Below are 19,598 nucleotides of genomic sequence, written 5' to 3'. Positions count from 1 at the left end.
CGGCTATACCTCCAAATCAAAGTTCTTGACATGTGAAACCTGCTCCTGTCCCCTGCTGCCATAAGCAGGCTCCACCATGGAGCCTCCCAGCTGGTTCAGCCTGAAATTGATAGCATCCAGTGCACTGGAAATGAGTATTTCATTGTTTGCCGATGCCTCCTGCACCTCTGCCACCAGCTTGCCCAGCATTTTGTGAAGCTTGTACAAGGTCTCCCGCTGCTGCCGTTCCGGGCACTGGGACCATACGCTGTCCATGCGCATATCAGGAGTTACCCTGACACCGCCTGCTGCCATCCTTGCCAACAGTTCCTGGCGCTGCTTCTCTGTCTGGTTGATGACCTTGATAACATCCTCCTCCTGCCTGACCAGCTTTTCCAGCTCCTGCATCTTCACGAGAACCAGGATGCCGTGCTTTTCCTCATTCAGCTGTTTCAGCTTCTGATACTGGGTTATCAAGACTGCCAGTATTCTGGCTAATTCCTGCCACATGGGCTGCCCTCCCTCTTGATGATCGCAATACGCCAACAGATCTTACATGCACATCTGTTGATTGACATGAATCATACCGGCATCAATAGCGATACTGCAAAATCTTATCTGCCAAATCACCATTGCTCACCTGATAAGCACCGGAAGCAATCAGGTTCTCGTACTCGGTTACCTTGTCCATGCGCACATCAGAGCCTGCCTTCAGCTTCTTCATAATCTCGCTGAACTGCTGCCCCTGGGATGAAATCTGAATATTGTCATTGACAGGCGCCTCCTGGCGATATGCCTTTGCCAGCTTGTTGACACTGCCGGAATTGGTGTAGACACCGGCTACGCCTTGCAGGGTGTTATTTATAATCACGATTTTTCACCATCCTTGCCACTATATTTTCTGTAAAATTCTCTGTAAGAATAAACCCATCATCTTCTAATCCTAGCAAAAATATCGAAAAAAATAGCAGGATTCTTAAATAATCCTGCTAGCCTTCTAAATTATCAGCACTATCAGCCGGGGCACCCTACCATAAAATGCCCTGCCTGCTCTTTACCTGTTACGGGAAGAATTATACATGGTGGAGCTCTTGTCCACTTTCTTTACAGCTTTTGCAGCCTCCAGACGCTTCGCCTGATTGATGATGTCATTGCTGCATTTGCTGCAAAGCTTGCCGGTGGTAATCGGCGCACCGCACCCCTGGCACGGATAAGTAATCTCGAAACCGCTGGCGATGAAACGCCCCTGCTTCAGCATGCGCAGTACAACTCGCTCCTTGACTCCCGTATTGTCCACAATCTGCTTGATGCTGCATTTGTCATGATCACGGACATAGGAATAAACTGTCTGTTCATCCTCCTGCTCCCTGCGGTAGCAATCAGGGCACATTCCCTGCCCTATTTCCATATACAGCTTGCCACAACCGTTACAATTTTTCAGTTTGTTCATGTAATCCTCTCCCTAAAGCTCGACACTACGCTTTTATTATAAATTATTCCGTATTTTTATTCAATATAAATTTTTAGCCGCTATTTTCTGCCGGAGGCTGCCACAATCCCCATGAGGCTGGCAGCACCTGCTTCCTTTAGCACCAGGGCGCATTCCTGCAGGGTAGCGCCGGTGGTCATGATATCATCTACGAGAATAACTTTTTTGCCGTTCAAAGCATCGCCAGCTGCCGTTGCCTCCTCCGCCAGTGCAAAGGCCCCCTGGAGGTTGCCCCTGCGCTCTGCCGCTGTCAGCCCGAACTGGGGCGTTGTGGCACGGCATCGCACCAGTGCCCCTTGCAGGGGAATATCCAGTGCCGCCAGGGGCTCCCTGAATAAGAGCTCGCTCTGATTGAAGCCCCGCTCCTTCAGCCTGTCAGGATGCAGCGGCACAGGCACTGCCAGCACATTTTCCCTGCTAACATCACCATCCGCTCTGCTCTTATTGCACCGCAGCCCTTCCTGCCTTCCATTACCTGCCGCCAGCGGCAGCTGCCTGAGCCCTGCCGCCATATACCTGTGCAAGCCAGGCAAAAGACCTTTTTTACCATCGTATTTCAGCTGGCGCAGCATATCCCGGAGCCCTGCCTCATACACGCCCAGTGCCCATACACCCCCATCAAACAGGCTGTACATCTCAGCATCCAGGGGCAGGCGGTGGGGCTTCACCAGCCCCGCAAAGCAGCTGTCGCACCATGTGTCCCTGCGCTCCGTATACCTGCCGCAGGCAGGGCATTGGGGCGGAAAGAGCAAATCCAGCACCCAGTCTAACACAGCCTCACCCCATTCCCCTCATTTACTTCATTAGCAAACTATCACCAAACTATCATCAAACCGATAAAACTGACAAAAGCATTATCCCCTGCATTTATTTCCCTTACAGCCTCACAGCTTTCGTCCCAGCCGTTCAGCCAGCAGAGTGTAGCGTTTCTTCGTCCTGTCATTTGCCACGGCAGTATTCAGTGCCGCCTTGGTGCCCAGCAGGATAACCAGCTTCTTTGCCCTGGTTACTGCCGTATAGAGCAGCGTCCGTTGCAGCATCACATGATGCCCCGGCACCAGCGGCAATATGACTACCGGGTACTCGCTGCCCTGGCTCTTGTGCACGGTCATGCAGTATGCCAGCTGCAGCTGATTCAGCTCCGCAGTTTCATATTCAACTTCCATTTCATCTCCGAACTGCACCCGGACATGCACTGTATCCAGCAGGGTGATATAGCCTATATCGCCATTAAAGACGCCCTTTTCGTAGTTGTTTTTGTTCTGCATCACCTTGTCCCCCAGGCGGAAAACCCGGGAGCCGTGAGCCAGCTCCGGCACATCCTCCCCGGCAGGGTTCAAGGAATCCTGCAACAGCTGGTTCAGCCGCTCCACGCCGCAGACGCCCCGATGCATGGGTGACAGCACCTGCACATCCTCCAGCACATCGTAGTCCCTGGCCGGGAGGATTTTCCGGCACAGGGTGACAATATGCTGCTCCACCCACTCAGGGCTCTGCTGCTCAATAAAGATAAAATCGCTCCCATCATCCAGGGAGCACTGAGGCAGCCGCCCTGCATTGATGGCATGGGCATTCATGACAATGGTGCTGTCATCCCGCTGGCGGAAAACTTCCGTCAGGCTCACCTGGGGCACCACGCCGCTGCGAAGGATATCCTTCAGCACCGATCCCGGCCCCACAGCCGGCAGCTGGTCCGCATCCCCCACCAGAATTACACGGCAGCCCACAGGCACCGCCTCCAGAAAATGGCGCATCAACACGATATCCATCATGGACATCTCGTCCAGGATAACCACATCCGCTTCCAAAGGCTCATCCTGATTGCGGCCGAAGCCGGAACCCTCCCCGTCACCGCCTGATGCCTCCAGCAGCCTGTGCACCGTCCTGGCTCCCCTGCCTGTTGCCTCGCTAAGCCGTTTCGCCGCCCTGCCGGTAGGAGCTCCCAGCAAAATCTGCAAGCCCAGCTTTTCCAGTATGTCCAGCATAGCCCGGACCACGGTGGTCTTGCCGGTGCCGGGACCGCCGGTCAGCACGAAAACACCATGTTCCAGCACCGCTTCCACCGCCTGCCGCTGCTGCTCCGCCAGCACAACTCCTGTTTTCTTTTCCCAGCGATGCACCAGCCGCCCGGGATTGCTGGCGGCAATAGGCGCCGCCTTCTCCTGCAAATACAAAAGGCTCTCCGCCGTCTCAGCTTCCGCCCGATAGAGATACTCCGGATATACCAGGATGGTGCCCCCCACCGACTCCTGATCCAGCCTGCCTGTTGCCAAGTCCTGCTTCAGCACTTCCCAGACCACATCCCTGGGTACCATGATGCCCTTTTCCACATCGTCCACCAGCTGATTTTCCGGCACGCAGCAATGTCCGTTGACAGCAATCCTCTGCAGCTGATAGGAAAGAGCCGCTGATACACGAAAGGCATCACAGGGGTCTAGCCCTAGGCTGGCAGCGATAGCATCAGCCGTACTAAAGCCGATTCCCTCAATCTCAGTGGCAAGCCGATAGGGATTCTGCTCCATGACCTCCACGGAAAAAGAGCCGTAACGCTCATAGATTTTCCCGGCAAAAATCCCCGACACATTATGCTGTTCCAGCCACACCATCACCTGCCTAAGCTCCGCTTTTTCCTGATAGGAAGCATGGATTTTCTCCGCGGTTTTCTTGCCGATGCCCCGCACCTCCCGGAGCCTGTGGGGCTGCTTCTCAATAATCTCCAGGGCCATGCCGCCGAATTTGTCCACGATGCGTGCCGCCATGGCCTTGCTCACGCCCTCAATGGTGCCGGAGGCCAGAAAGCGCCGGATGCCCTCCACCCCTGTAGGGGCGGAAACAATCATGTGCATGGCATTAAACTGGGTGCCGAACCTGGGATGCTCCACCCATCTGCCCTTCAAATCCAGCTGCTGCCCCTGCAAGGGCGCAGCCATCTGCACCGTTACGGTCACGGTGCTTTTCTGCCCCTCCGGCAGCAGCCGGAACACGCAAAAGCTCCCCTCCGGGCTGGCAAATATGATATTGTCCACTACTCCCGTCAGGGCTTCCAGCTCATCCTGCACTTCCATGACCGTCACTATACCTCCGTCAGCTGCTCCCACTTCTCATACTTTGCCTGAATCTCCTGCTCCTTTGCCGCATAGGCCTCGGCTATTTCCTGGCTTTTGGCAGGGTCCGCCTGCAAGCTCACATCGTTCATCTCATGCTCCAGCATTTTCAGCTCCGCCTCTGCCATGGCAATCTCCGCCTCCGTCCGCTGGATGAGCTCCGTGCGCTTTGCCTCGCTCATCTTCTGGATAGCCCCCAGCTGAGCCTGCTTTTTGCTTTCCGCCTGGGCTGCCGCCCTTTGCAGAGCCGCCTTTTCCGCCTCATCCTGCTGCTGTTTTGCCTTGGCAGCCGCCTTCTTTGCCAGGGCAGCCTCCTGTGCCGCCCTCTCAGCTGCCGCTTCCTCGGCTTCCTTTGCTTCCTCCGCCTTTTTCTCCCGATAATAGCTGTAGTTGCCATCGTACTCGGTCAGGCTGCCGCCATCAATCTCCAGCACGCAGTTTGCCACCTTGTCCAGAAAATAACGGTCATGGGAAACAGTGATATAGGTTCCCGGAAAGGTGGACAGGGCTTCCTCCACCGCTTCCTTGGCCGGAATATCCAGATGGTTGGTAGGCTCGTCCAGCACCAGGAAATTCGCCCCGGTCAGCATCAGCTTCAAAAAGGCCAGCCTGGACTGCTCGCCGCCGGACAGGGCGCCAATCAGCCTGAATACCTCGTCACCATGGAAAAGGAACGCCCCCAGATAGCGGCGGCTCTGCTCCTCGGACAGGCCGTACTCGTACTCCATTTCCTCCAGCAGGGTGCGCTCCATGTGAAGTCCCTCATGCTGCTGGGAAAAATAGCCGATTTTTACCCGGGAGCCAATCTTTATCCGCCCCTCCGTAGCTTCCAGCTCACCTACCAAAAGCCGCAAAAAGGTAGTCTTTCCGGCACCGTTTGGCCCCACGATGGCCACGCCGTCTCCCTTGCGGATCAGCACATCCACATGCTCAAAGAGCTTTTTCTGCGTGTCCGGGAAATGATATGCCACATTCTCCAGCTCTGCCACCCGCTGGGCGCACTCCCCCGGCTCGTTAAAGGCAAAATAGTTAAAGGCCGCTGTCTCCGCAGGCCTGACAATCCTCTCCAGCCGGTTCAGCTGGCTCTGGCGCCCCCTTGCCTGCTTTGACTTGATGCCTGCCTTGTACTTCCTGATGTATTCCTCGGTCTTCCTGATATGCTCCTGCTGCTTCTCGTAGGCAGAAAGCTGTGCCGCCCGGCGCTGCTCCCTGACCTTCATGTAGTAGCTGTAATTGCCCTCATAGGCGGTGACAGTTTTGTTCTCTATCTCGAAAATGCGGTTGGTCACCTTGTCCAAAAAGAAGCGGTCATGGGAAATAATCAGCACGCCGCCGCTGTAGCTCTGCAAAAAGCCTTCCAGCCACTCAATCATGCCGATATCCAGATGGTTGGTAGGCTCGTCCAAAAAGAGAAAATCCGGCTCCCGGAGCAGTGCCTTGGCCAGGCAGACACGGGTTTTCTGACCGCCGGAAAACAGAGCCACCTTCTTCTCCATGTCCTCCTCGGCAAATCCCAGCCCGAAGGCAGTACGGCGGATGCGGCTCTCAAAGTCATAGCCACCGGCATGCTCGAACCTCTCCACCAGCCTGCCATAGGCCGCCAGCTTTTCCTCGCTGTGGTCATGCCTGATTTCTGCCTCCATGGCTTCCTTGGCAGCAGCCAGCGCCATCACATCTGCAAAGGCACTTTTCAGCTCCTCATACAGGGTTGCCTCGCTAGCCATCTCCGCCTGCTGCTCCACATAGCCGATGGTATCAGCCGGGTCAATAGAGATAACCCCCTTGTCATACTCCACCTTTTCCAGCAGGCACTTCATCAATGTGGACTTGCCGGCACCATTGGCTCCCACGAAGCCCACTCTTTCCCCGCGCTTTATCTCAAAACTCACATCATTAAAAAGCTCATCTATACCAAAGGCCTTGCACAAACCGCTAACCTTTATGCTACCCAAATCTAACACACTCCTTATACACCGCAATGAAGCTGTTGCAATAAATATAAATTAGCACTATCTACTTGAATGATATCATATCAGCCGGAACTAAGGGGATATATATGCCTCCCCGCCGAACCTTATCGCATCATTCATAGTCCTGCCCTATATACACAACAGCTTCATTAGGCTCCCCTCCATCCATGATGGTGCAAGGGAACGGCATCCCATAAAACCACTCCGTATTGCTGCTGTCCGTCACAATAATCGTATGGCTGCGGTCGCTCTTTCTGCCGGTATCAACACCGGTCACATTGAAACCCTTGGCACGGAGCCTGTCAGCCAGCCGTGCCGCAGCCCCATTGATGCCGCTGTCATTGATAATCAGCACAGAGATGCCCCCCGGCCCATCAGCCTTGGCAACCTGCTTCACCTGTTCCTCCTTGGCCGCCTCCCGGGTATCAGTATCTGCTGCACCATTGCCGTCAGCAGGCTTTGCTGCCTCCTTTGCTGCGCTATTCACAGCCCCATCAGCATTCTCAGCCATTACCGTCAGCCCCTTCGGCAGGGAGTCATCATACTGTGCCTTCACCTTTTCCGCATTGGCAAGAGCCTTGTCCGCCAGCTCCGTTTCCATCTGCCTGGAAACCAGCTCCCGGAGGCTCATGATATCCGGCAGCCAGTAGCTCACATCCTCCAGATAGGCAGGCTTGCCCGGCACCATCACCGACTCCATGCCATGCTCCCGGATGGACGGCAGCAGCTGTGCCAGCGCCACCATCTCCGTCAGGGGCATATCCGTCTCTACCGCAGAGCGGATTTCCTCCACCAGCTGAGGCAGCTTCGGCAGGATAGCCGGTGACAGCATCTTGTCCATCACTGCCCGCATGAAATGCTGCTGCCTGCCGATGCGCCCGATATCCCCCTCGCCATCACGGTAGCGCACATACTGAATAGCCCTGTCCCCGGTCATGTGCTGCATACCCGGATAGAGGTCAATCACCAGCCCCCCGTTGTCATCCCAGGGGTCCTCATAATACATGCGCTTTTCTACATCAATATCGATACCGTCCATGGCGTCAATAATCCGCTCAAACGCCTTGATATCCACCAGCACATAATAATCCATGGGCACCCCCAGAAGCTCCTCCACGGTTTTCCTGGTAAGCTTGGAGCCGCCAAAGGCATAAGCATGATTGATTTTGTCGTAACCGTTGTCCTCTATTCGTACACGGGTATCCCGGGGCAGGGACAAAATCTCCGCCTTGCCGGTGGTCTTGTTCACCGTCACCACCATCAGGGTATCACTGCGCCCGGCATCATCACTGCGCCTGTCCACGCCCATCACCATCACATGCATATAATCATCAGGCCGCTCAATGCCTGACTCCGCCACTACCGGATTTTCCTCCTGGCTGCCGCCCATAAAGCTTGCCGCCAATACCCCTGCCAGTGCCACCAGCAGGCAGGCTGCCAAAATATATACTCGCGTAAAATTGCGGCGTCTCCTGCGCCTTACTCGCATCTAAAAACTCCTCTTTTCCTTAGAATTCAAACAAAGCTTCCAATCCACATTTCAGTATACCAAAATGCCCACACTCTAGCAAGAGCAAAGAACTCTCCAAATTCACTATTTCTTTTTTTCGCAAAATATATTATCATATTATGTACAATGTATTAAAAATCCATTAATGTAGAAAGAAACCATTATTTACAACAAGAGGGACTTTTATATGATACGTTTACCAATAACCCGTCTCCGGGATGGCATGGTAACAGCGCAAAGCATCTACAACAGCGAAGGTGCCAGCTATCTCACCCGCGGCACAAAGCTCAACCAGCAGTATATCGACAGGCTGCGCAAAATAGGCATATCCAGCGTGACTATCACCTCCCTGGACCCTGATATGCCGCTGCCGCTTCCCGAGGACATCATCCAGGAGGATACCAGGGTAACAGCCATCCATCAGGTATATGATACATACGCCAGAATCCAGCAGGCCAAGGACATGGAAATCCCGCCTCTCCTCAGTGCTTCCGAGAGTATTATCGCTGACCTGATCCAGAAGCCGGACAATCTGGTGCAGATGACGGATATCCGCCTTTATGATGACTATACCTTCGCCCATTCTGTCAATGTGGCCGCCCTGTCCGCCATGCTAGGGCTTTTATGCCATTTTACCAAGTCGGATCTGATTACCCTGACCATGGGGGCGCTGCTTCACGACATCGGCAAGCTGAAGGTAAACCTCAAGATCCTCAACAAGCCGGGAGCGCTGACGGACGAGGAATTTAAGACCATCCACCTGCACCCGGAATGGGGCTGGCAGCGGCTGCGGGAACTTACCGGCACCGACCTGGATGTATCCGCCATTGCCAACATCGCCTACCAGCACCATGAGCATCTGGACGGCAGCGGCTATCCACGCCATCTGACGGATGACAGCATCAGCGATTTTTCCAAAATCGTAGCTATTGCTGATGTATATGATGCCCTAACCACCCAGCGGCCATACAAAAAGGCATATCCGCCCCACATCGCCTACAAGATTATGACGAAATGCTCCGGCAAGCAGTTTGATCCGCCGCTTTTAAAGCTGTTTTTTGACCATGTGGCGCTGTATCCTATCGGCACGGTGCTGAAAACCGCCATGGGCTACGGCATTGTCAAGGACGTGCACATCGGCATGACCCGGTATCCGCGGCTGATTCTCTTTGCCGACAACAGCAACCAGCTGCTGCCGACACCGATTACCATCGAAACCACCGACCACGACAGCGATTTTATCACCTCGGTCGTCGACGGCAATGATTTCGGTGCCCTCTGCTTCCGCCTGAAATTCAACCCTGCTTCCTTGCTGATGCAGGAATAGATGAGAGCACATAATTATTTCTAAAACAAAACAGGATTTTCCTGCTATCATCAGGGCATGCAACGCCATGCCCTGATGATAAATCAGGAGAACCCTGTTTTTTTGCATTATTTTATTTGCTCCTACCTGCAATACGCCATTTTCCGTGCCTCAAAAGTCACCGGCTGCAACTCAAGGGCCTCCGCCATGTCCAGTGCCGCCCTGAAGTTCATGCCGATATTCTCTGCCGCATGGGCATCGGAGCCCAGGGTGATATACCGCCCCCCCAGCTCCCGGTAACGCCTGTACACCGGCAAGAGCGCCTCCACCGCCCGGCTGTCCCCCAGCCGCCTGGTATTCAGCTCCATCACCACATCGCAGTCAATGGCTGCCTTCAGCACCTCATCCACCAGCCCGGCAAAATCACCATATGCCAGCTCCTTGTCCTCATAAGCGGCATAGCGGCAGATATAATCAATATGCCCCAGCACATCAATATAAGGGTTTGCCCTGAGCATATCAGCCATCACCCTCAGATATCTGCCAAAAGCCTCAGCCTTGGACTTTCCCTCATAAAAATCAGGATAGTACAAATCCAGCATATCAATGATATGGATGGAGCCTATCACCAGGTCAAAAGGCGCACCCTGCAAAAACTCCCTGTTGGCAGCGCCGCTGGTCTCCGACAGGCCGATTTCCACCCCCAGCCTGAGACTGTCTCCCCGGTAGGGCAGGTATTTTTCCCAATATCCGGCGGCATCAAAGCGGAACTCCATTTCCTTGTAATGCCTCGTATTGATGTAGTCATAATCATAATGCTCGGTAAAGACCAGTCCCAGCCCCTGCCTTGCCGCCGCCTCCAGGGCCGCCTCCGCCTCCATCTCCGAATCTGAGGAAAATACCGTATGGGAATGATTATCAAATATCATATTCTCAACCTCGATTTCACCTGAAAACACCGCCAGCAACATCACTGATGCATCATCTGCTGCATTGCAGCAGCCTGCATATATTACTGCTGTGCCTTGTACTGCTTCAGTGCCTGTGCCAGCTGGTCAGGGCAGGAAGTAATCTTGGCACCGCAGCGGATGCCCTCCAGCCTCCTGATAACCTCGTCAATATCCATGCCCTCAGTCAGCCTGCCCAGCCCTTGCAGGTTGCCGTTGCATCCTCCCAGTGCCTGAAAGCCCTTCAGCTTGTTGTCCTCCACCTCAAAACGCAGCAGCCGCGGGCAAATCCCCTGAGGCTCATACTCTATTTTTGCCATTTTTATCATCCTTTCCCAATTATGATCATGCCAGCTCCGTCAAGGCATCTGCCAAAATGCCGAATTCCTCCATGGAGAAGGTTTCGCCCCGGCGTGTGCTGTCCAAGCCGCATTTTTCAAAAGCACCAGCAATCTGCTCCGGCACAAAGCCTGCCCCCTTCATGGCGTTGGACATGGTCTTGCGCCGCTGGCCGAAGGCAGCCTTCACCACCCGGAAGAACAGCTTCTCGCTCTTTACCGCCACTGCCGGTTTTTCCCTCACATCGCAGACAATCACCACCGAGTCCACCTCCGGCGCGGGGATAAAGGAGCGGGGCGGCACATCAAAAGCGATATGAGGACGAGTATAATACTGCACCGCCACGGACAGGGCACCGTAAATCTTGCTGCCAGGCTTTGCCACCATCCGCAGGGCAACCTCCTTCTGCACCATGGTCACCAGCACACTGATAGGCAGATGTTGCTCCAAAAGTGCCATCAGGATAGGCGTGGTAATGTAGTAAGGCAGGTTTGCCGCCACCTTGAAGGGCTGGTCTCCCATCAGCTCGCGGATGTTGACCTTGAGTATATCCCCCGGCACAATGGTTACATTGTCATATCCTGCCAGGGTTTCCGCCAGCACAGCCGGCAGCTTCTTGTCCAGCTCCACCGCCGTAACCTCCGCCCCGGACTCTGCCAACCCCTGGGTAAGGGTGCCGATGCCCGGGCCGATTTCCAAAATCCTGTCCCCTGGGCCAGCCTCAGCCGCATCCACAATCCCCTGCACAATACCTGCATCCACCAAAAAATTCTGCCCCAGCTTCTTGGCCGCCCGCAGGTTGAATGCCTTCATAATATGGCGCGTCACCTGGGGATTGGCGATCACCGGGCGGGGGGAGCTGGCACGTTTCGTCCCGGCCAGCTCCTGAGAGATATCCTTATCTATATTTTCCGTCATGAAATTATCAACTGTCCTTTCAGCCACACTTTACATACACTTTACTTGCACTCTATCTCAGCCAGCGCCCTGTCAAATTCCTCACGGGTGACACCATAATGGTTCAGGCGCAAAAGAAAAGTCTTGGCATTGGCATAACCTACTCCCAGGATAGCCCCCAACTGCGCCCTGCGCTGGCTGGCAGCCACGCCGCCGCTGACACCTGCCTGGAGCAGATCCGCCCCCGTAAAGGTATTTTTCGGCTCCCAGTCCATGGTACGCACCTTTTCCAGTGCCTTCCTGATAGCCTCCGGGGATGCCTGCTCGATGCCGATGTCGTTGTTGGCAGTGGCATCCTCCCGTGGCACAAAGGCGTGCTTCGCCTCCGGGAACCTTTTGGTCAAAAACCTGCGGATGCGCTCCCCGGCTGAATCCGGGTCCGTCAAAATAATAATGCCCCGCTTTTTGTATGCTTTTTCAATAGCATCAAGAGCCTGCGGCTTCAGGTTGAAGCCCTCCGTGATAATGCAGTCCGCCTCTACCGCCTTGCCGATAGCCACCACATCCATCTTGCCCTCAACTACCAGAACTTCCTTGATCAAAATCTCATCTCCCCAAGACCTTCTTCACTACATTATACACATCCTGGTGAATGTCTTCAATACTGCGCACCTCACCAGCCTCGCTGCACTGCACCCTTGCCCAGCCATATTTGTCAGCCACTGCGCTGTAGGCAGCATGGCAGCGGTGCAGGTAGGCACTGTCCTTCTCGTGAATATCCTTCTGCCGGGCTGCATTGTTTTTTGCCCGTGCCGCAATCAGCCTGTCGCTGACCTCCGGCGGCATGTCGAGGAAAACCACCGCATCCGGCACCGGCAGCTCCAGCCTGACGAACTCAAAATCCCACAGCCAGTCAAGAAACGCCTCACGCTCTGCCGCATCCTGCAGCTTCACCGCCTGATGCACCATGTTGGAAGTAGTGTACCTGTCTGCCAGGATAACCGCCCCTCTCTCGTAGGCTTCCTTCCACTTGAGCTGATAGGAAGCATAGCGGTCAACGGCAAAAAAAGCAGATGCCCCATAGGCACTGACATCCTCCGCCCTGTCCCCAAAGTCTCCCCCCAGGTACATGCGCACCAGCGCCGAAGACTCGGAGGCATAGTCGGGGTATTCCACCTTGAGCACATCATAGCCTTCCCTTTTCAATCGGTCATACAGGGCATTTGTCTGGGTAGCCTTGCCGGAGCCGTCCCCGGCCTCGATTGTTATCAGCCTGCCCTTTGCGTTTTCCATCAGCAACAATTCCTTTCCAAACACCTCAAAAACACCTTATACCATTATTTTATCACCCTGATATCCTCCAGCCGTCCGTCAGCAGGGCCGGACAGGCGCATCCCCATAGCCTGATAGCGGCGTATGTAGTCCACCAGCTCCGCCGTAATTTCCTCCCCCGGGCACAGCAGGGGCACCCCGGGAGGATAAAAGGCCACTGTTTCTGCTGACACAGCCCCCACAGCCCTTTCCAAAGCAATTGCCTTATAATCCGCAAAAAATGCCTCCCTTGGGCTTATCCGTTGCCGTGGCGCAGGCATATCCCCCATTGCCCCCCGGCAACCATTGGCATTTTCTGTATTTTCTGTATTTCCTGCATTTTCCGTCCGCAGATGACCTGCCGCCAAATCCTTCAGTGCTGCCAAAAGCCTCGCAATTACTGCCTCATTGTCCGCCATGGAAATGATAAACAGCAGGTTGCTGGCATCAGACAGCTCGCACTGGATCTTGTACTGATGCCTGAGGATAAGCTCCGCCTCAGGGCCATCCACAGCCAGCCCGGCCAGATTTACCGTCACCTTGGTATAGTCCAGGCAGGCCGCACCGCTATCTGCCCCGGAGCGGCAGCTTTCCAGCCCCGGGCTGTAGAGGCCGCTGATTTTATTGACCTCTGAACGCAGAAGATGAGACAGCCTCACAGCCTCCGCCATGCGCGCCCTGCCCTCCTCCGCCATCTGCAGCCTGGCTATATCCAACGAAGCCAGCAGCAGCTGGTTGGGGCTGGTGGACTGCAAAAGCCCTGCCGCCTGCCGCAGCCTGCTCCTGTCCACCCGATGGCTGCCCACATGCAGCATGGAAGTCTGGGTCATGGAACCCAGCAGCTTGTGGGTACTCTGGGCAGCCACATCCGCCCCCAGCTCTATGGCCTGCAGCGGCAGCTCGTCACTAAAGCGCAAATGGGCACCATGGGCCTCATCCACCAGCAGCAGCATGCCTGCCCCGTGCACCGCCTCTGCAATAGCCCGCAGATCACAGCCATAGCCATAATAGGTGGGATAAACCGCCACCAGTGCCCTGGCTCCCGGATGGGCAGCTATGGCACTCTGCACGGCAGACAGGCTCAGCCCCATGGCAATGCCCAGCCTTGCATCCACCTCCGGCTGAACATAGACAGGCACAGCCCCTGCCATTATCACGCCCCCTATAATGGAGCGATGGGCATTCCTGGGTATCAGCACCTCGTCCCCCGGAGACAATGTTCCCAGCAGCATGGCGTGAATCGCCCCTGTAGTGCCGTTGATAATAAACATGGTATCCTCAGCACCCCACAGCTCCGCTGCCAGAGCCTCTGCCGCCTTGATGCAGCCCTCCGGCTCATGGAGGTCATCCAGCTCCTCCATAAGGGAAACCTCCTGCCGCAGGCCTTCCTCCGTAATCAGCTCCCTGAGAAGCCGATGAGCCCCCAGCCCCTGCTTGTGGCCGGGAGTATGAAAAGCAAGGGCGCCGTCCCCTGCATATTCCTTCATTGCATGAGAAATCGGCGCCTCGTGTTGATTCAGCATATTCTCTGTATATCTATCTGAAACTCTACCTGAAAATTTACCTGAATTTTTAACTGACATAAATTATTTTCCCCCGGCCGGCCTTAGTCCTTTTCCAGCTTTGGATAAGGCAGCTTGACATGAATCTTCGTGCCCTCCCCGGGATTGGAAATCACATTCAGGGAAGCCCCGATCAGCTTTGCCCTTTCCTCCATGCCCAGGATGCCAAAATGCCCGTTGCCGGTACCGCTCTTGCGCATCTCCTCAGTTTCCGCCATATCAAAGCCCCGTCCCTCATCAGAAATCAGAATGGACAGGTCGTTAGGTGAAAACAGCAGCCGCAGGCGCCCCTCGCTGACACCGGCATGGCGATGGATATTGTTCAGCCCTTCCTGAATAATGCGGAACAGCGTCACCTCCACATGCTTCTCCAGAGCACGCTCCTTGCCGTTGACCTGGAAATCCGTCTTGAGAATCTTGCGTTCCTCCAGCTTGCTGACCAGCTGCCTGAGAGCAGGTACCAGTCCCAGGTCATCCAAGGACATAGGCCGCATGTCAAAGATAATCTGCCGCACATCAGCCAGGCAGGTGCGAATCTGCCGCCGCAGCTCCTGCAAGCCTGCCTTCGCCTCCTCCGGCCTGGTATCCACCAGCCGCTCACAGATAGATGCCTGATAAATCAGGTTGGCCATCTCCTGAGCCGGGCCATCGTGAATTTCACGGGACACCCTCAGCCGCTCGTCTTCCTGAGCCTTGATGATCTGTACCCCCAGGAACTTGTTCTTGGAGGCAATATCCATCTGTGCCACCACATTGCTGATCTGCGAAGTCAGATAGCCAACAACCGTCCCCAGCTTGGTGGCCAGCCGCTCTGCCATCAGCAGTGTCTGCTCCATGCCCCGCAGCCTTATTTCCAAGCGGTCACGCTGGCGGCGGGACTGAAATTCCTTTTCCTTCACCAGGGCCAGGCGCACCTGCACATCCTTGACCGCCTCATAGCTGGCACGAATCTTATCCTCGGAATAGTTGGCAAAATTGCTGCTGACCTTCACTAGCCGCTGCTTCTCCTGCTGCTCGCAGTGAACCAGCACATCCACCTCGTCCTGCAGCTTGGCGGTCTCCTCCTTCAGCTCCTTCAGCATGACACGAGCTGCTTCTACATCATTTTTGGTATTTTCATAAATTTCAAATATCTGTCCCTTGCTATTTTCCATAGCATCCACAGTATTTTGAAACGCCTCCCGCAGCAGCCGCTCTCCCTGCTGCTCCACATCCATATCGCTAGAAAGCTTCATCCTTTATCTCCCATATTTCCGAAACAATTAAACTATCTCAGCTTCTATTCTACATGATAAAGCAAATTTACGCAAAGACTTTCCACTTTTTTGCAACATTATTTCAAAAAAGGACTGCCGCATCCCCGAAAGGTGATACAGCAGTCCTCTTATTTACTGCATATACAGCAGTATATGCAGCAGCATATTTATTTCAGCTTACGTCTTATTCCAGCCTGCACCTTGCTTCAGCTTACATCTTGCTTCAGCTTACGGCCTTCTGCCTGAGAGCGGCAACATTGTCCTCGTACACGATGGTCTTCGCCGGCTGGAAGCCGTTGAAGCTGGTAGCGGCAGAGGCACAGTAGGAGCCTGCCTCCGGTGTCAGCACCTTGTCTCCCACCTGCAAAGCTGGTGCCGGCAAATCCCTGGCCACCACATCGATGGAGTCGCAGCTAGGCCCTACAAACACGGACGGAGTCCTGGCTCCCTCCCGGAAAAACTCCAGCTTGTAGGTCCAGTGGTCAAAGACCAGGCCGTTATAGCTGCCATAGAGGCCATCATCCAGCACATACCACGGCTGACCGCCCCGCAGCTTGGTGCCGATGACGCTGGCAACCAGATTTACGGCTGTGCCGCACATGTAGCGCCCCGGCTCTGACCAGATTTCCACATCCGGGAACAGCTCATCAAGACCTGCACGGATGCTGCCTGTCATGGCATCCAGATCAGGCTCTGGCTGACCGATTTCAGGAATCGGCAGGCCGCCGCCAATATCCAGGATTTTCAGGTCAAGCCCCTCACAGGCTGCCTGGTCAAAGAGCCTGCGGCACATCCTCAGAGCCCTGCCATAGGCATCGGCTTTCAGGGACTGGCTGCCCACATGGAAGCAGATACCGGCAGGAACCAGCCCTGCCGCCTTGGCTTTATGCAATAAAGGCAGTGCCAATTCTGGCACTACGCCGAACTTCTCATTCAAATTCACAACGGCTGATTTATTCTCCACCTGCACCCTGATGAGCACCCTGGCGCCGTGAGCATTCTCAGCCAGCTTTGGTATTTCGCTTTCATCGTCGAAGGTAAATTTATCTACCCCTGCCTGAGACGCCAGCCTGATGCTGTCAGGCGGCTTCACGGGATTGGCATATATCATGCGGCTGCCCGGTATGCCGAGAGAACTCAGGAGCCTGATTTCCCCCTCTGAAGCCACATCAAAATTGGAACCAAGACCTGCCAGCCTTGTGAGCACTGCCGGTTCAGGATTCGCCTTGATGGCGTAGAACACCTTCACCCGGGGCAGCCTGTGACGGAGATAGTGGTAATTTTTCTCCACCTTGTCCAGTGACACCACCATAAATGGTGTAGGATACTTCTCTGCCAGATAATTCACTTCTTCTTCAGTTAAACGAAAGCTATTCATAACAACCTCCTCTTTTCTCATGGAGTCCCTTGCGGCTTCTCCATGCAGCATACATAGTACAGCAGCGGCTTTCGTCACATCTCGCATTTATCGCATCTCTGCTGCTGCACTCGGCGCAAAATATGCTGTCCACCGACCATGTACACTGTCTTTACATCTTTGTATTTTTTACAGCACATTTATGGGTTGCATTATAGACCTATTCACTAGATATTGCAAGTAAAAATACATAAAAAAACAAGACTGACAAGACAGGAAAAATACCTCCGCCTTTTTCCTGCCCGTCAGCCCTGAATTATCAAACGATATCTCCGTATTCTATTTTTACTGCAACAGGCTTAGAACCCCGGAGCTGTTCTGGTTTGCCTGAGCCAGCATCGACTGTGCCGCCTGCAGCAACACATTGTTCTTGGTGTATTCTGTCATTTCCTTTGCCATATCCGCATCACGGATGACAGACTCCGCGCTGACGGTATTTTCGCTGGCAGTAGTCAGGTTTGCCTGGGTATATTTCAGCCTGCTTTCAATGGCACCGATGTTGGTCTGCTGGTCAAGCACCTTTTCAATGGCATTGTCAAGAATGGTCATTGCCTGCTTGGCCTTGACACGGGTGCCTACGCTGAGATTTGTGCCATTGTCTGCCTTGAGTCCCAGCCCTTCGGCACTGATACTGCCAAAGGCAGAATTAATTACCTGATTGGCCCTGGTGCCAACCTGGAATTTCATGCCTTCCCCCTTCTGGAAATCGGGCCACTTGACGGTCAGGCCGTTTATCAGGGTTGAGTTAGCACTAGGATAATACCAGAATTTGGTATTCAGGCCTTCCAGTACAGACCCCTTATCATCGCGTACTTCCCCCTGATTGGCATCCGCGCCGAGAATGGAACCCACATCAGGGTTGTCCAGATCTATGCCGCAGGAATTCAGCAGAAACGCCTTTGTATCACCTGCTGCTGACTTTGCTCCATTGAAGGAATCTATCATATTCTGCAGTGTACTAAACCTGCCGCCGGTAGCGGACTGCACCGCCTTATCAGCATCTCCCTCATACTGCACCAATCCCTGCATAAAGGACTGTACACTGCCAGTGCCACATTGCTTGTTCATATAGCGCAAGAAAGCATAACCACCGGCATAAGCACCCTCGCCGGACATGCCCGTTGACAAATCTGGTAAACTTTCCAGCGTTGACCTTCTGTTATCATCTATGCCGTGGGTAACCTCTGCAAAGCCTTCTACAATGAATAAAGGCACATTATCCATATCTTTGACATTAGCCGCCATCACAGCATGGGTCAGCTCATGGGCAATAACCCGGTCAAGATACTGACTGCCAGTCGATGGTGATGAACCGTTAGGATCACTCTCATCCATATCATCATAATAATGCATGTTAACAGTCAAAGTAAGCTTATCCGTCACACCGCCAACAGCTCTGTGAGTTACATACGCCAAACGGTTATTATCTCCCTCATCCTTCAACACTACTTCCATTTCATTGACACTTGCCCTGCCATCGGTGAAGTTAATGCCATAGGCATCCTGTATCATTTCAAAGCTTGCCTTGAGCCATTCGGAATTCAATGCCTTGATGATGGTATCCTGCACAGATTTGCTGATATCTGCCCCGCCATCAAAAATTCTTATGCCGTTAAAGGTGACATTGGCATTATCTGAAATCTGGTCGATAGCCTGGTCCATTTCCTTCTGGATGGTTGCCCTGTCAATGTCTGTGTTGGTATCATTGGCAGCGTTAATCGCTTTTTCTTTTAACGTTTTCAATATATCCACTGTCGAGGATGCTGCCCCCTCTGCCGTCTGCAGCAAGCTGCCTGCATTCTGAGCATTGGCATTTGCCTGGTCCAGTGCCCTGATCTGCACCCGCATTTTTTCAGATATGGAAAAACCGGAAGCATCATCAGCAGCACTGTTCAGCTTCATCCCCGAAGCAACCTTTTTCAAGCTTTTGGACAGTGCCTTGCTGTTTTTATTCAGTTTATTCAATGTCTGCCTGGCAGGCATATTATTCTTTACTACCATTGCCATGAAACAATCTCCCCCAGAAAAATCTATAACATTCAATCCCTTAATACACTAAAACTTGTTGTCATCAAAGAAATCATCGAAAACTACCCACAAATTATTAAATTTTAGTTTGTCGTAGTGCTTGATTGTTACTTTTGCAATATATGTACGTTTTAATGATTAGTGCAGGGGAGCTGTCATAAAAATATCAGCAAATACTCCAATGGGCGGTCACTGTTTTACATTGTTGTGTATAAACTTACGGTCAGACCTTTTTATAGAGCATCAGGGCAGTACCATCGCAGGCACGCTCGCGCTACTATCCACGCCTAGCGGATGCTAAGCTCTTGCTACGCCTACGGCTTGCAAGTCGCTAAGCACCGAGGCGCGTCTCAGTGCCATGCGAATGGTACATGCCCTGATACTCTTTAAGAGGTCTGACACAAAATTTTCACAAATCTGCTTATAAAGTCAACCGCCCATTAAATTATCTGCCAATAGTTGCAATACTGCGACAGCTCCCCA

At 53.7% G+C, this 19,598-nt stretch carries 17 protein-coding genes and 1 pseudogene; 1 reads left to right on the top strand and 17 read right to left on the bottom strand.

The features are described from left to right. Positions 1-3 precede the first annotated feature (3 nt). The 7 genes from FYJ84_RS02340 to FYJ84_RS02310 form a co-directional block, all read right to left on the bottom strand. Positions 4-489 (bottom strand): flagellar protein FlgN, encoded by a 486-nt coding sequence (locus tag FYJ84_RS02340; RefSeq protein ID WP_154405737.1) that lies wholly within the window; start codon positions 487-489, stop codon positions 4-6. Positions 490-571: 82 nt separating this feature from the next. Then, a complete protein-coding gene (gene flgM, locus FYJ84_RS02335; protein ID WP_154405735.1) occupies positions 572-850 on the bottom strand; it encodes a flagellar biosynthesis anti-sigma factor FlgM in 279 nt (92 codons plus the stop codon). Positions 851-1,033: 183 nt separating this feature from the next. Continuing rightward, positions 1,034-1,429 (bottom strand): flagellar protein, encoded by a 396-nt coding sequence (locus tag FYJ84_RS02330; protein WP_154405733.1) that lies wholly within the window; start codon positions 1,427-1,429, stop codon positions 1,034-1,036. Positions 1,430-1,509: 80 nt separating this feature from the next. Then, positions 1,510-2,241, bottom strand: a complete 732-nt coding sequence (locus tag FYJ84_RS02325) for a ComF family protein (RefSeq protein ID WP_328596308.1) — start codon at positions 2,239-2,241, stop codon at positions 1,510-1,512. Between the two features lie 111 nt (positions 2,242-2,352). Further along, the gene (recD2, locus tag FYJ84_RS02320) at positions 2,353-4,533 is read right to left on the bottom strand and encodes an SF1B family DNA helicase RecD2 (RefSeq protein ID WP_154405896.1); all 2,181 of its coding nucleotides are present in this window, start codon (positions 4,531-4,533) and stop codon (positions 2,353-2,355) included. 8 nt (positions 4,534-4,541) lie between these two features. Next, a complete protein-coding gene (locus FYJ84_RS02315; RefSeq protein ID WP_154405731.1) occupies positions 4,542-6,524 on the bottom strand; it encodes an ABC-F family ATP-binding cassette domain-containing protein in 1,983 nt (660 codons plus the stop codon). A gap of 130 nt (positions 6,525-6,654) precedes the next feature. Then, positions 6,655-8,031, bottom strand: coding sequence for an LCP family protein (locus FYJ84_RS02310; protein ID WP_154405729.1), 1,377 nt, complete (start codon positions 8,029-8,031; stop codon positions 6,655-6,657). Between the two features lie 208 nt (positions 8,032-8,239). Here FYJ84_RS02310 and FYJ84_RS02305 point away from each other — a divergent pair, with 208 nt between their 5' ends. Further along, entirely contained in the window at positions 8,240-9,379 is a 1,140-nt protein-coding gene (locus tag FYJ84_RS02305) for an HD-GYP domain-containing protein (protein ID WP_154405727.1), read from the top strand. A 122-nt stretch (positions 9,380-9,501) separates the two neighbouring features. Here FYJ84_RS02305 and FYJ84_RS02300 read toward each other — a convergent pair whose 3' ends face one another. From FYJ84_RS02300 to FYJ84_RS02260, 10 genes and pseudogenes are all read right to left on the bottom strand, one after another. Next, positions 9,502-10,329 (bottom strand): histidinol-phosphatase HisJ family protein, encoded by an 828-nt coding sequence (locus FYJ84_RS02300; RefSeq protein WP_235901313.1) that lies wholly within the window; start codon positions 10,327-10,329, stop codon positions 9,502-9,504. Between the two features lie 41 nt (positions 10,330-10,370). After that, positions 10,371-10,625, bottom strand: a complete 255-nt coding sequence (locus FYJ84_RS02295) for a TIGR03905 family TSCPD domain-containing protein (RefSeq protein ID WP_154405725.1) — start codon at positions 10,623-10,625, stop codon at positions 10,371-10,373. 25 nt (positions 10,626-10,650) lie between these two features. Then, the gene (gene rsmA / locus FYJ84_RS02290) at positions 10,651-11,457 is read right to left on the bottom strand and encodes a 16S rRNA (adenine(1518)-N(6)/adenine(1519)-N(6))-dimethyltransferase RsmA (RefSeq protein WP_235901324.1); all 807 of its coding nucleotides are present in this window, start codon (positions 11,455-11,457) and stop codon (positions 10,651-10,653) included. A gap of 146 nt (positions 11,458-11,603) precedes the next feature. After that, positions 11,604-12,143, bottom strand: a complete 540-nt coding sequence (gene rnmV / locus FYJ84_RS02285) for a ribonuclease M5 (protein ID WP_154405723.1) — start codon at positions 12,141-12,143, stop codon at positions 11,604-11,606. Positions 12,144-12,147: 4 nt separating this feature from the next. Then, positions 12,148-12,834 carry a dTMP kinase gene (locus FYJ84_RS02280; RefSeq protein WP_154405721.1) on the bottom strand — a complete coding sequence of 229 codons (687 nt, stop codon included), beginning with the start codon at positions 12,832-12,834 and terminating at the stop codon, positions 12,148-12,150. A 44-nt stretch (positions 12,835-12,878) separates the two neighbouring features. Beyond that, on the bottom strand, positions 12,879-14,375 hold the full coding sequence (locus FYJ84_RS02275; protein ID WP_154405889.1) for an aminotransferase class I/II-fold pyridoxal phosphate-dependent enzyme: 1,497 nt from the start codon (positions 14,373-14,375) through the stop codon (positions 12,879-12,881). Between the two features lie 83 nt (positions 14,376-14,458). Next, positions 14,459-15,649, bottom strand: coding sequence for a sensor histidine kinase (locus tag FYJ84_RS02270; protein WP_235901312.1), 1,191 nt, complete (start codon positions 15,647-15,649; stop codon positions 14,459-14,461). A gap of 244 nt (positions 15,650-15,893) precedes the next feature. Then, positions 15,894-17,048 carry a type III PLP-dependent enzyme gene (locus FYJ84_RS02265; RefSeq protein WP_154405719.1) on the bottom strand — a complete coding sequence of 385 codons (1,155 nt, stop codon included), beginning with the start codon at positions 17,046-17,048 and terminating at the stop codon, positions 15,894-15,896. A 324-nt stretch (positions 17,049-17,372) separates the two neighbouring features. Next, positions 17,373-17,636, bottom strand: coding sequence for a flagellin (locus tag FYJ84_RS15005; protein ID WP_407060735.1), 264 nt, complete (start codon positions 17,634-17,636; stop codon positions 17,373-17,375). Between the two features lie 6 nt (positions 17,637-17,642). Continuing rightward, positions 17,643-19,094 (bottom strand): annotated as a pseudogene (locus tag FYJ84_RS02260) (flagellinolysin); the annotation flags it as partial. Between the last annotated feature and the right edge of the window lie 504 nt (positions 19,095-19,598).

Origin of the sequence: Anaerovibrio slackiae (genome assembly GCF_009695585.1) — a bacterium.
GTDB lineage: Bacteria > Bacillota > Negativicutes > Selenomonadales > Selenomonadaceae > Anaerovibrio > Anaerovibrio slackiae.
This window is presented reverse-complemented; position numbering and strand designations above follow the sequence as displayed.